Origin of the sequence: Mucilaginibacter sp., assembly GCF_039207105.1 — a bacterium.
In the GTDB taxonomy this organism is placed as follows: domain Bacteria; phylum Bacteroidota; class Bacteroidia; order Sphingobacteriales; family Sphingobacteriaceae; genus Mucilaginibacter.
This window is the reverse complement of record NZ_JBCECK010000052.1, coordinates 20290-34374: the sequence shown is the minus strand read 5'-3', so window position 1 is coordinate 34374 and position 14085 is coordinate 20290. Positions and strand designations below refer to the sequence as shown.

9 protein-coding genes are annotated in these 14085 nt (G+C 38.4%); all 9 read right to left on the bottom strand.

Going from position 1 to position 14085, the window contains the following annotated elements:
* The coding region (locus AAGC65_RS12650) for a beta-galactosidase (protein ID WP_343112817.1) at positions 1–489 on the bottom strand (489 nt) is incomplete at its 3' end.
* 2 nt (positions 490–491) lie between these two features.
* Positions 492–2696: an alpha-N-acetylglucosaminidase gene (locus AAGC65_RS12645; protein ID WP_343112816.1), complete on the bottom strand. Its 2205-nt coding sequence runs from the start codon at positions 2694–2696 to the stop codon at positions 492–494.
* Between the two features lie 115 nt (positions 2697–2811).
* On the bottom strand, positions 2812–4287 hold the full coding sequence (locus AAGC65_RS12640; protein ID WP_343112815.1) for a RagB/SusD family nutrient uptake outer membrane protein: 1476 nt from the start codon (positions 4285–4287) through the stop codon (positions 2812–2814).
* A 4-nt stretch (positions 4288–4291) separates the two neighbouring features.
* Entirely contained in the window at positions 4292–7594 is a 3303-nt protein-coding gene (locus AAGC65_RS12635) for a TonB-dependent receptor (RefSeq protein ID WP_343112814.1), read from the bottom strand.
* Between the two features lie 250 nt (positions 7595–7844).
* Positions 7845–8930 (bottom strand): FecR domain-containing protein, encoded by a 1086-nt coding sequence (locus tag AAGC65_RS12630; RefSeq protein WP_343112813.1) that lies wholly within the window; start codon positions 8928–8930, stop codon positions 7845–7847.
* 94 nt (positions 8931–9024) lie between these two features.
* Positions 9025–9564 carry an RNA polymerase sigma-70 factor gene (locus AAGC65_RS12625; RefSeq protein WP_343112812.1) on the bottom strand — a complete coding sequence of 180 codons (540 nt, stop codon included), beginning with the start codon at positions 9562–9564 and terminating at the stop codon, positions 9025–9027.
* A 186-nt stretch (positions 9565–9750) separates the two neighbouring features.
* Complete coding sequence (locus AAGC65_RS12620) at positions 9751–12480, bottom strand: bifunctional YncE family protein/alkaline phosphatase family protein (protein ID WP_343112811.1); 2730 nt, start codon at positions 12478–12480, stop codon at positions 9751–9753.
* 124 nt (positions 12481–12604) lie between these two features.
* On the bottom strand, positions 12605–13285 hold the full coding sequence (locus AAGC65_RS12615; protein WP_343112810.1) for an alpha/beta hydrolase-fold protein: 681 nt from the start codon (positions 13283–13285) through the stop codon (positions 12605–12607).
* 83 nt (positions 13286–13368) lie between these two features.
* On the bottom strand, positions 13369–13980 hold the full coding sequence (locus AAGC65_RS12610; RefSeq protein ID WP_343112809.1) for a GDSL-type esterase/lipase family protein: 612 nt from the start codon (positions 13978–13980) through the stop codon (positions 13369–13371).
* Between the last annotated feature and the right edge of the window lie 105 nt (positions 13981–14085).

The following is a 14085-nucleotide window of genomic DNA, read 5'->3' as shown; positions in this document are numbered from 1 at the left end:
GTCTACATATTTCTCAAATTCAGCATTATCTTCCCTTACACGTACATCGGGTTTAAACTTAAGCCATAATGGATAGCCGCCAAAATCCCACTCCGCGCAATAATAAGGGCCGACACGAACAATGGCGTACATGCCCAATTCTTTCACCAAGCTTAAAAAGGCATTCAAATCATAATCACCTGTAAAATCAAATTTCCCTTCTTGCGGTTCGTGGATATTCCAAAAGGTGTATATTTCTACACAATTAAAACCTGCACGCTTTAAGCGTAACAATCTATCATTCCAAAGCTGACGCGGTACTCTGGTATATTCTAAACCGGCAGATGCCAAAAAAGTACGTTTACCATTGATCAAAAAGCCCTTTTTATCAAAATCAATAAAAGGTTTGGCCACGTTATGCGCCGGTAACATATGATCGTTAATGGCCTGGCCATAACTGCTACCACAATAAAGTGCAAACAGTATAATTACAACTAAAATGCGCCTCATTATTATTGTTGGCTATAGGTTTGTTCAATTACGGTATGATACTTCGCAAATAATTCTTTCGCCTTCTCTACCGGATTACCATTAACAGTATTCGAGTACGCATTGTCATGTTTATTTACCCATTGCCATTCCCAGTCTTTAACCTGTTTATCAAAAGCGTGGTCATCAAAGCTGGCTCCAGTAGCAAGTGATTTATTTAGTTGGCTAAAGTACATAGCCCAGCGTGGTTTGTAATAGCCCTTAATTAAACCAGCCCACTGGCGGTTGGAGTACTCACGTAAGCCACTTTCTTTATCACCCCAAAGGGTAACCAAGTCACGGGCATTAAATTCATAAAGGTTCTTTTCTTTTTCTGTAATACCATTAGCCCGGGCCTCGTTGATCCATTTACCTAACAAAAAGTCTTTTCTGGTGCTTAACAAAGCATCCATATCATCCATCAACTGTAAAAACTGAGTGCTGTACTGTTCAAAACCAGCCTTGTCTTTACTTAAGTAAGCAGCGGCCATTTTTTGTTGCAGCGGATTAGCATAATTAGCCAAGACTTGCCGGGTAACATCAACTATATCATATTGGAAACCATCACTCTGTTTCAGACTGTCTGATGACTGGATAAAGAGCTCCCACGCTTTAACCAATTCAGCAGGATCATAATCTAGTTTGGTTAATACCCTATCAATACTTTTTTTCATAGTGGGCCGGGCTACAATAATAGATTCCTGTCCACCCTCGGTTAAACCACCGGAATAAACGGTATTCAGGAGGATATGCCATGCATCATTTATTTGGCTATTGTCTTGGCCATAACGCCTTTGCGCATAATTCACAAGCCATTTATCGACATCAATCGGGGTATCAGTCCACACATTTTCAAGCATTAAGGCAAAGAGTGCCGGATTTTGCTCAATACCTTCAGGAGTAACACCTATGCCACGCATATTTTTTGATTCGGGATCATGCAGCGCTATAGCAGGATCCGCGGCTACGTGACGCATACGGCCAAATAGGCTGATGTTTCCGCCAAAGTTTTGCAGCATGCTCCATATCCACGGTTTACCGTAGTAAGCCTCGGTACGGTTCCAAACCGGATGTGCATCGCTGTATAAATCCAATACGATCATTTGCTCATTGGGCACAGCATTTAATAATGCCTTAATTTGCTGGGGCTGCCAGAATTTATTGTTATAGTGAAACATCCAGCCCTGCATTACCCAAATAGCTTTTGGATCAGCAGCAGCCATAGAATTAAACACTTTTTTGCTCATGCCATCCAGATAGGTGGAATCATTGGTTGGCGGTACGTTCTCGTTAAAGGTATCGGCAGAGTATAGATGGTCTGTGCCAAACTCTTTGGTTTGGGCTTCTATATATTTTTTACCGATGGTTTCAAACATCGGGTCGTCAGGGTCAAGTATATATACATCGGGAAATCCGGCATCCCAGTTGGTTCTTTTAACCTTAGCACCGGGGAATTTATCTTTAAATGAAGGTGGCACGTGCCCTGTAAATGAAGACAATACAGGTTTCATCCCAAATGAACGTTCGCGCTCTAATATTTTCTTTTGAAGTTCTTTATGAGTATCCATCCAATGCTGTGGCAGCGGGCCACCCCAGGCATCAATATTTCCCATCCAGAACCAGGCAAAATAGGCCGGGCCGCTAAAAAACTCATTGAGTTGATTATCGGTAAAGCCCATGCTTTTATATACGTTTTGCCAAACAGATTCTTCTCCGGTAATGGCCAAAGGCATATTAATACCGTTTAGTGCCATCCAGTCAATTTCTTTTTGCCAGCGGTCCCAATCCCACCAGGCCATTGAATAATTGTAAGTACAATAGTTTAAATAATAACGATATTGATATGGTGTTACCTTATGAACCAAACCATTAACCATTGGCAAGGTAGCCGGTAATTTAAGATTGGTACCGTTCCAAGCAATATCACAAAAACAATAGTTTTTAAGATAATAATTTAACGCGGATGCGATGGATAGTCCATTATTACCACGCAAAATTATTTTGCCATTCTTACTATCAAGTTCAAAAACATCTTTACCATTTTGCTGCGGAATTGCTTCAATTATAAACCAACTGCTTTTACCTGGTATAACCCTTTCAATAAAAGCCGAGGAAGCCTTCTGATCTACCTGGGCGTTGGCTTTGACCCCGAATAACAAAACAATAAGTATAAGTAAGCAATTTTTCATTTATCGAACTATGAATTAATATAGAAAAATGGTAACAGATGAAAAGTATAAACAGCCAGCAAGTGGAAAGAAGTATTTATTTCTTTACAGTTTGCCGGCTGTTATTTATTATCAATTAAAAGTTGGGATTTTGTTTTAAAACACCTTTACTCTTATCAATCTCTACCTGTGGGATTGGGTAATAGTAATGTTTAGGGCGAACAAAAACGACATTTTTATTCTTGTCGATCGGAGCCTTTGATACAGGAGAGTTATAAATAGCAGCTATATCAACTATTTTATCTTTATCCCAGCGCATTAAGTCCTGATGACGTTCACCTTCACCGGCTAATTCCACACGACGCTCATGAATAAGTTCCTTCATGCCTGCACCCGAAACAGGTTTCAATGCCGCTGAAGCGCGGTGCCTAACCTGATTGATCAAAGCATCCCCTGCTCCTGCTCCCTGGGTACGAATCAAAGCTTCGGCAACCAACAGGTAAATATCTGCCGAACGCATTAATGGCACAGCAAATGTATGGTCAACACCTCCACCAGCATTTGCTGAGTTAAACACAGCATATTTGCGAAATGCAAAACCTGTTGCTGATAAATCTGATGTAAAAGTTGTTAATCCATTTCCATCACCAATATCTATTTTATCACCAACGCTTAAAAGGGTAGCTTGTTTACGGGGATCATTGGGTTCAAATTCATCAGAAAGTCCTTGTAATGGCTGGCTAAAACCATAACCACCCCACGGACGTGGAATGTAGTACACGGTAAAGTCATTCTGAATAACGTTTTGTATAGCCTGTATAGACAATAGTATTTCCTTGCTATTTTCATTAGCGCGGGTAAAATTATCCTGATAATTATCAGCTAACGCATAATTAGAATTAGATACTACTTGTTGACCTGTTGCAATAGCCTCCGGAAATTTTTCCCAGTACATATATAACTTTGTCAATAAACCAAGTGCTGTACCCTTACTTACACGCCCCCTGTCTGCAGGGCCATAACTCTCAGGAAGCAGGCTTACAGCTTGTTTTAAGTCAGACTCAATTTGTTTACGCACATCCTCAATAGACGACTTAGGTACGTTGAAATTTTGTTTGGTGAAATCCTCTTCGGTAATGATAGGTACATCGCCGTATATCACCATTAAACGCCAGTAACCAAAAGCCCTGAAAAAATAAGCCTCGCCCATGCTCCGGTTTTTTATAGCCGGATCAATGGCGGTAATTTTAGGAATATTTAAAATACAGTTGGTAGAACGGTTAACGGTTTCATACTTCCATTTCCAGCTGTAATTAACCTGCGCGTTTGAGGCATCATAGGTTAAATTTTCAATAGCCTCATCTTCACTATGGTCACCGGAGCGCCAATAATCATCAGATGCTACATCAAAAGTAGTTTCGGCATGAGCTATATAATCTTCTCCTTCCAGCAGACTATATATACCTGTTATTGAATTTATCGCGTCGGCTTGATTCCTGAAATAATTATCGGTATTGTAAACACCTTGCTGTTTCAAATCAAGGTCTTTTTTACAGCCAGCGGTAAATACCATTGCCAAAGCTGCTATGTATAATATATTTTTCGATTTCATGAGGTTACAATTTTGCTGTTATACCAAATGTTATAGTACGTACTGATGGGTATTGGGCCACATCAACCCCTCTTTGTCTGTTGCCATCAGTATAACCAAGCTCAGGTGTATAACCTTTATAGTTGGTTATTATAAACACGTTTTGGCCAGATGCATATAAACGCACACTACTCAAAGTAGCTTTTTTAGCCCAGGCTGCTGGTAAAGTATAACCTAAGGTTACATTTTTAAGGCTGAAGTAATTCCCGCTTTCAACAAAAAGATCTGAAGTACGGTAGTTATCATTCGCGCGATCTAAGGTCATTCTTGGAATGGTATTGCTTGTACCCGGCCCAGTCCACCGGCCAAGGTCTTCGGCATATAAATTAAACGGATAAGTTGGGTCAATACCCTGCATCCTGTCAGCATTATATAAACTTACTCCAAATACACTAGTAAAATTGGCCGCTAAATCAAACCCCTTGTATGATACACTTCCTTGTAAACCGGCTGTAACATTAGGATTTGGATTACCAAGATTTGTACGGTCATTACCATCTATTAAACCATTACCGTCCAAATCTCTGAAACGAACGTCGCCAGGTTTGATGCTTCCTTTACGTGGATCATTTTTTAAAGCCGGATCATTGTCAATATCGGCTTGAGTTTGGTATAGACCATTGGTTTTCCATCCGTAGAATGAAGCAATAGGTTGTCCCTGGTAAGTACGTGAAATTTCCTGGCTTGAACGGCCGTAAACTACAGAACCAATAAATGTTCCGGCACCATTCAGTTGTGTAACTTTATTTTTAATAAATGAAGCGTTTGCCCCAACCGTGAACTTAACTTTATTGCCACCCTGATAATTCACCTCAGCTTCAACACCTTTGTTGTTCATGGTGCCGATATTTTGATCGGGAATTGTCACAAAACCTGTTGTACCTACTACCGGAGGAGGTATCAACATATCTTTAGTGTTTTTATTAAAGTATGTAATGGTTGTATTTAATTGATTATTTAAAAATCCTGCCTCTAAACTTACGTTAGCCATAGATGCTCTTTCCCAGGTAATACCAGGATTGGCTATCCTGGTAATGGCAGAGCCACTTGCACCATTACCACCAAATGCATAACCACCATTTCCATAAGTATTGTTTATACTAATGATGCTTACGTATTGAAAGGGATCAACATTCTGGTTACCCAATTCTCCCCAGCCACCAGTAAGTTTCAGGTTACTGATCCAACTGATATTTTTTATAAACTCTTCATTTGAAAGTCTCCATCCTAATGAAAAAGCTGGAAAATACCCCCATTTGTTTCCGGCTGCAAACTTTGATGAACCATCCGCACGGAAGGTAACCGTAGCCAGGAATCTGCCATCATAATCATAAAACGCACGTCCAAAACCTGATTCAAGTGAATACAGATCAGGTATTATATTAGAGTTAAACTGCTGGCTTCCGTTATTAAGATAGCGCTGGTCAAAAGAAGTATCATCAAAACCTGTACGGGATGCGTTAAAACCATACTCTTTAAAATTTTGGTAAGAAAAGCCTCCTGTTAATGTTAAATGGTGCTTACCAAAAGTTTTATCGTATGTTAAGAATGATTCTAATAACTGTGAGGAAAGCTCTCCTTCAGTTTGTGTTAAAGTAGAAGTTGGGTTTTGCCTTGCCTGGTTTACATCGGCTATGCCAAAGTTATATGCACGGTTAATGGTGCCATCAAAGGCATAATTAACACGCAATTTTAATTCTTTTATAAAGGTAATTTCGGCAAAAGCATTGGCTAATGCTCTGTATTTTTTATTGTACCTATCTGCCTCCTGGATAGTTGCATATGGACTATTCACGTCACCAAGCTGATTAGCTAAAGCTTTTGAAGTACCAAATGTGCCATCCGGGTTTATTAAAGGAATGGCTGGGTTAAAACGGAGAGCAGAAAAAATCAAGCCTGTTTGTGAACTAAAGTTATCAAAGCCGTTATTATCAGCATAGGTTAATTGTATGTTTTCACCTACTTTAAGCCAGGGTTTAACTTTATGCTCTGAATTGATGCGAATACTATACCGTTTAAAATCAGATTTATCAATAATTCCATCCTCGTTATAGATTGAGGTTGAAAAATAATAATTTGAAACATCGTTACCACCCTGGATATTGATATCACCGTTGGTTACATGGCCTGTTCCCATTATAGCTCTTTGCCAGTCTGTTCTTTGCGTAGCATAATATGGATTGTTCCACGGGGTATCAATAGCTATACCATCATTAGTGTAACGCTCTCTCTTAAGCTGATACAATTGAGGAGCAGTTAAAACATCAATGTATTTAGTGGTATTTGAAAAGCCTCTGTAAAAATTTACAGTAGTGTTTAGCTTTTGATTATAAGTGCCTTTTTTGGTAGTAACCAGTACTACACCATTTGCAGCACGTGTACCATAAATAGCACTTGCAGATGCATCCTTTAATATATCAACAGAAGCAATATCATTGGGGTTAATGTCGCTCAAAGCATCTGGGTTACTGGTTGGCACACCGTCAATTACCACAAGAGGATTTGCATCGTTAAGCGTACCAGTACCACGGATTCGGATACTTGGGGCTGCTCCGGGCGAACCATCATTACGAACAATATTTACACCACTTGCACGGCCATCTAATGCCTGAGCAGCGCTACTCACCGGCTGATTTTGTAAATCGGCGCCTTTAACACTGGCAACAGAACCGGTAAGATCAACCTTTTTACTAGTACCGTAACCCACAACAACTACTTCGCTTAAAGCCGAAGGAAGAGCCTCCATAGTGATGGTTAAACTTTTATTACCTGATATTGGTACTATTTTTTTTGCAAAACCAATATAGGTTAATTCCAATACACCATTGTCTGGAGCATTGATGCTAAAATTACCGTTAACATCAGTAGTAATACCCACGTTTGTACCTTGCAGTTTAACACTTACGCCTATAAGAGGTTCGCCGGTTTTGTCAACAACTTTACCTTTGATGATCGCTTGCCTACTGGCTTCGTCCGGGTTTGAGATAATAACAACATTGTCATCAGCCAGCTTATAGGCCAGCTTGTTGTCAATAAGGGTATTCAATATTTGATCAATCGTTGCATCTTTTACATTTAGATCAACCTTACCCAGTTTTTTGATAGACGAGTAATTGTAAAAGAATCGATAATCACTTTGTTTTTGAATTTTGGTTAATATGCTGCTTACCTCGGTTTGTTTTACACTGAGTGTAAATTTTTGTTGTGAATACACTTTGGCCGAAACTTGCATGCATGTAACCAGAATTAATAGAAAAACTGCTTTCATCAGCAAAATAACTTTTAGACATACGGGGGCTCCCTGAAGCGGAAAAACCCTTCTTGTTTTTTTCATTACATTTGTTTTGAAAATTAATGGATAGAGTAAGTACTGTGTTGCTACGCCTTACTCTTGTTAAATAAATCCTATTTGTTTTTACGGGGAGGAGTGCCAGCTCTTCCCTTGTTTACATCGGATATTCAGGAATCTGATAAGTAATGTTTCAACGTCATACGCGGTTAATTTTAGGGGTTAGTAATTAGTTTTGTTTGTCAGTTTTTGACAGGTAAATATTTTTTCCTTCCATTCTAAACCTGAACGGAGTTGTTTGTTCAATAATTTGCATAGCTTCCTGCAGTGGTTCTTTATCCAGTAAACCACTTATCTGCTCGGTTTTAAGCGCCTGATCTTCGAATATTACCTGCACATTATATTTACGCTCAATTTGTTTGGCTACATCTTCAAACAGCTCATTGGTAAATAATATCTTATTATCAATCCAGGCTGTTTCTTTTATCTCATCCGGCTTAACCTGAGCCAATGTCGTAACCTGGTATTCAATTTTGGATACATTACTTTTCGATTGAGAGCTGCTTTGCGATACATTGTTTGCTACCATCAACTTTTCATTTGGCAGCAGGATTATTGTTTTTTCCGGATTATTATTCAGTTCAACCTGTACTTTACCTTTAAGTAAAGTGGTTTCTATAGTTTTATCGTCGCTGTAGGCTTTAACATTAAATACTGTTCCGAGTACCTTAATAATTAACTTATTAGTATGTACAAGAAAAGGCTTTCTGGCATTTTTAGTTACCTCAAAAAAGCCTTCGCCAATCAAACTTACATCTCTCGTATTTTTTGAAAATTGTTCAGGATATGTAAATGTGCTCCCGGCATTAAGCTTTACTTTAGTACCATCGGGCATAATCAGTTGCCGCGTTGTGCCATAAGGCACTTGAACTTGATGCATCACTGTAGCCGAGGATTGGTCAGATTGCTCATATCTCATCGTATAAAACAATCCACCGACTATACCTAACATTACTACAGCAGCAGCTACCCATCTCCAATTGAATAAGGATTTTACAGGAGCCTCATTCAAAAAAGCCTGAGCCTCATCTGTATTATTTATTTCATGCCAAAGATTTTCAAGTTTGGTATTGACATCTTTTTCGTTTAATATTCCAGTCGGCCTTGTATCGCCTTTTAAAGCATCGTTTACCTGATGTAGTTTTTTATGCTCCGGAGATTGATCTAAAAATGTTTCGAGTTCTGCTAATTCTTCAGCTGTAGCGATCTTGCCCATGCTTTTAGCCATTAACTCAATAAACCTGGATTTGCCCATAATAAAATATATACTAAGTAAAGACACACCTCTGTATGGTTTTTCCTAAAAGAAATAAAAAAAAATTCAGCTGTAAAAAAAGTGTGGTGACGGATTATTTGCTACCAAGCGAATCGTCAAGTTTTTTAATAGCAATGGCTAATTGTGCAAAAACTGTTTTGTTAGAAAGGCCAAGAATATCGGCCACCTCATTGCATGATAAATCATCCTCCTTTACCATTTTGTAAATCAACTTACATCTGGGCGGTAAGCTATTAACAGCTTTTAGTACCTTATTTTGCAGTTCTTTACTGATCAATAATTGAGCGGGATCAACAGATAAATGAAAGTAATAAGATTCTGTAAGTTGAAGTTCTTTGATTTTTTTTGATGATGCACTGCGTAAATGATTAAGACAGGCATTTTTTATAAGCACATACAGGTAAACCTGCAAATTTTTTATTGCATCAAGGTTATTACGCCCCAGCCATATTTTTATAAAAGCATCATTTACAATTTCCTGCGCCACCTCCCTATCCCCCAGAAACGAACATGCAAATGAATACAGTTTTGCTTCGTGCATACTGTATAACTCTTCAAATGCAGCCTCGTCCCCGTTAACCTGAATACGACGTATACGTTCCTGTGTATTCACAATGGAGGGCATTTTAAAACCTTGTTAAGTTAATCGTAATAGTTTTCAATAGGCAAAAATGTAAAATTATTACTACATATGGTATTCTTAATGTAGTATTCTGCGCCTATTGTTTAAAACCAGAACGTTTAATTTGTAGCTAAATCGTTAATATACAATATCAATATAGCACGATTTAACATCACCTTAATCGTCATTATCCTTACCGGCAAGTTTAGCCGGATAAGCTTTTTTACCTTTACCAGCAAACCACAGAATGCGATTCATCACATCATCATTGCCCCCATCAATATGATCATATTCCGGTTTTGAAGATAATTGGGCATAATGAAGTGCGGCTCCTTTAAGCGATGATAATTTGGGACTCAACCTATTTAAAGGTATGCGATTGGGTACACTTTGATAAACATAGTTTGATGGTTTATTAGCAAAACAATCAAACATAGGCAATGCGGTTGCATCAATGATATTCATTGGAGGGATACCCAATATTTGTTCAATAGACCGAACTATACATGTTTGGTTATAATTTTTTTTCACTGTTGCCTGTAGTCTGCTATAAGGACTAATTACAAAACCAGTGGTACGATAGGCCGAAACATGATCCCAACCGGCCTGCGAGTCATCCTCAGTAACAAATATTACTGTGTTTTTCCAAAAACGGCTTTTTGACAATGCTTCAACCATTCGGCCAAGTGCCAGATCGTTGTCCGCAACCATAGCTTCAGGAGTTGGGTAACCTGGGCGTGTACCTACGGTATGATCTGCAGAGAGTGCCATCACCATTAATTGAGGTAGCTGATCGCCTGGCTTTTTTTCATACTCTTTTAACTCATTTATAAATGCAGTGGCGCGCAATTGTTCGTTAATTTTATGCTCATCAGAACCTGGGTAATTTTGCGATAGCATAGGGCGAACCCGCGATATAGTGCTGGTATTCTTGAATTCAAATGGTTTACCGGAATTATAGTTATTGTAAATATCTGACCAACTCAATTTGTTATCGAAATGTACAGCGCAAGCCTCGCCATATATTCTTACCGTTTTACCATGATCTGCGGCGTTGTTCCATATAAAGCCATTACCGTCATAAACCAGTGCATCTTCCTGAACATGAGGGTAACTACGAAACCACGACCTGACACTTTTTTCAACGTAATCAGTTACCATAGCTGCATCTGTCCATTGGTGGCCTTCGGCAGAGCATTTTCCAGATACGTAGTAATTATCCAGCAATAAGAAATTTCGGGCTATGCTGTGTTCATTAGGTGTAACGCTATCGCCATAAATACATAAAGACTTTGCCCCGTTACCCTCTGGCATATCGCCCAAAACCTGATCATAAGTGCGGTTTTCCTTGATAATATAAAGCACATGATTAAATACCGATGGCTCACCAATACGTTCTGGTATTGGGCGCGCAGGTACATTTTTACGCGGCATTAATTGCGCAATCTGTTGCCTGAAACTTAAGTTAAGGTTTTGTACTTTTTTAGTGTATAGCTTTAAAAGTTCGTTATCAGGGATTGGAATAATAGAAACGGTAGCTCTTTGATGATGTGAATTATATACCGGTTGGCTTCCTTCAATCATACCATCTTCTGCCCCGGCTTTACCAATTTCTTTGCTGCTTACACGCGAACCTTCACCTTCCAGGTTAGTTACAAATAAGGTATTATCATCTACTGCTAAGCCGCCAGGATATGCCTCTGTTGGTATAAATCCTTTTATTTCATCTTTGCCCACACCGTTGGAAGCTGCTTTTGATCCAAGCTTAACCATTGCAACTGCATTATCCAAACCATTAGCTACATACAAAATTGTTCCCTGCTTATTAATAGCCAAAGCATTTGGAGTATCACCAATATAACTTCTTTTACCTGGATTTAATTTAACGTCGATATCATCAACCCTTTGCATAGAGTTTGTATTGAGAACTGATACCATATCGCTGTTTCCATTGGCAACATACACAAAAGCTTCATCAGGACTACTAATAATGGCATTAGGATGCAGGCCTACCTGTATTTCCTTTATAACGTCACCATTATTTAAACTCATTACCATAACGGTACCCATTGCTGTAGCGCCAGTTTTAGGGTCGATATACGTTTTTCCGTAAGGTACTCCGGCGGTTTCGCGATTAATTGTATCCACCGCATTTGGCCCTGCCCAATTAGTTAAAAATATCTTATTTTTAGCTATTACGATGCCATAAGGAGCAACACCTGTAGGCTTTGTCCAAACTGTTTTATTGGTTGACAGATCAATTTTGACCAATTGATTGTTTCCATTTAAAACCACATAAAGAAAATTAACTCCTGATTCTTTATTTATAGCCAGATCATTAGGCAAAGCTAATGGCGATTCTCCTTCAGCCTTAAAGCTAAATGTGTTTTTAATGCTAACAGTTTGACCATCCCAAACCGCTTGAAAAACATATGATTTTGAGTCTTTCCCTTTGCCAGCTGCAGCACTCCAATAAATCTGAGTTTGATTATCAGTTTTTAAAACCTTTAATCCTGAATAGGTGCTTGTTAGCCCACGGTACCTGGCATCTTGTTTATAAGTCCATCGGGTTACTACCCTACTCAATACGGTATCTATTAAGGTCACTCCAAACCGATCTTCAACAGCTATCAATTTACTATCCGGAATCTGTTTAACATCCATGCTGTGGTTTTCATCACCAGGATCACCAAACGATATAACGTTACCTACTGGATCTATTACCCTGTTATAAGGCATTAAAACAGGTAATATATTCCGATTTAGCGTACTATCATCATAAGCGCTATGCATATTGGCTTGCTCGTTGATAGCTGCTTGTTTATTGCTATTTACTGTATGGCATGCTGTAAAAGAGCCAAGAAATCCGGCTAAGAAAATATTTATAATAAATGCTTTGGTAGTCATTTTATTTACTTGTAGGCAGTAAAATTATAGTTATAAGATATACTCTAAGTTAAGAAATACTATACAACATAATTGTTACCAATTAGGCTGGCATAGACTCAAGCAAAAAGTAAAGTAAAACTTACTATAGATAGTTAACAACCATTAACCGCCATGCACGTGCTTGGTGAGCCTCCTTATCCCAAATATATAAAGAGGTATTTATTCCTTTCTGGGTCAACGAGCTGGCTAAAGCCTTATTATTTTCCAATAGCACATCTTCCTGGCCAATTGCTAAAACAATGTGCATTTCCTTTATCGCCTGTATTTTATTCTCATCCTGCAAATTGGCGATGTATTGTGATGGCATATTGAAATAAATATTCTCGTCCCAATAGCCTTCCAATAAATCATCGTAATGGCCTATTTTAATGGCAAGGTCATATCGGCCACTCATGCCAATCACCTTGTTAAATTCGGCAGGATGTTTTAAAGCTATATTTACAGCATGGTATGCACCCAGGCTACAACCGGCCACTATTTTATACGAGTCAGGATTTTTCTTATCCATAAAAGGTATAACCTCGTTCAAAATATACTGCTCATACTGAATATGGCGCTGTACTTTTACAGCCGGATGAAATCCTTTGCTATAAAAACTTTCACAATCAATGCTATCAACGCAGTAAACTTGTATATAGCCTTTTTCAATTTTATCACGCAAGGCTTCAATTACTCTCCAGTTCTCATAATCATAAAAACGCCCCATCCTTGCCGGAAAAAATAAAACAGTAGCACCAGCGGACCCAAATACCAGCATCTCCATATTTTTTTGAAGAACCGGGCTATACCACCGAATGTACTCTCTATTCATACTTATATATGCAATATGAGGCTATTTTATGATGTTTATATTAATTCTGCGTGAAAGTTTTCTGAAAGTTTAGCATGTATAACCTGTTTCCAAAGTGCATATCCTTTTAAATTTAAATGCAATCCATCAGGTTGAAAATAATCTTTTTCAGGATGACCATCCTTGTTAAGCATTTTATTATAAATATTAATAAACTTCCAGTTATTGTCCCATTTTATAATTTCATTTTCAATGATGTTATTTGTGTATTTAAGCGAATTGATCAGGTCCCAACGGGCAATGCTGGGCTTAATAGAAACATAATAACAAGGTATAGCCCCATAACGGGCAGCAATCAGTTGGGCTAAGCGTTCAAAAAAAATAAATATTTCTTCCGGATGCCTTCCATCGCCCAAGTCGTTATCGCCAGCATAGATCACAATTGATTTAGCATCATAGGGAGCAACTATTCGGTTAAAAAACCAACAGCACGCCGCAAGTGTGGAGCCTCCAAAACCCAGGTTAACAGGCTTAAAAAGTTTAAAATCCTCATACAGCGTATTCCACAGCCTTATTGTTGAGCTGCCATAAAACAACGTTGATGGCTGATCAATTGATTTTAATCTTTCTTTTTCAAGTCCTTTAACCTCTTCTTCGTACCAGTACATACACTATTTATAATAATTGTTAAATGTAAAAAATTACGGATAAAATCATCTATCCGATTTATTTTGAGTTATACAGATACGCTTCTATGTTAAGCTTGTATAACA

Coding starts and splice junctions, on each gene's coding strand:
- AAGC65_RS12640 (WP_343112815.1), bottom strand. CDS start 4,287: ATGAAATCGAAAAATATATTATACATAGCAGCTTTGGCAATGGTATTT.
- AAGC65_RS12645 (WP_343112816.1), bottom strand. CDS start 2,696: ATGAAAAATTGCTTACTTATACTTATTGTTTTGTTATTCGGGGTCAAA.
- AAGC65_RS12630 (WP_343112813.1), bottom strand. CDS start 8,930: ATGGGCAAATCCAGGTTTATTGAGTTAATGGCTAAAAGCATGGGCAAG.
- AAGC65_RS12620 (WP_343112811.1), bottom strand. CDS start 12,480: ATGACTACCAAAGCATTTATTATAAATATTTTCTTAGCCGGATTTCTT.
- AAGC65_RS12635 (WP_343112814.1), bottom strand. CDS start 7,594: ATGAAAGCAGTTTTTCTATTAATTCTGGTTACATGCATGCAAGTTTCG.
- AAGC65_RS12610 (WP_343112809.1), bottom strand. CDS start 13,980: ATGTACTGGTACGAAGAAGAGGTTAAAGGACTTGAAAAAGAAAGATTA.
- AAGC65_RS12615 (WP_343112810.1), bottom strand. CDS start 13,285: ATGGAGATGCTGGTATTTGGGTCCGCTGGTGCTACTGTTTTATTTTTT.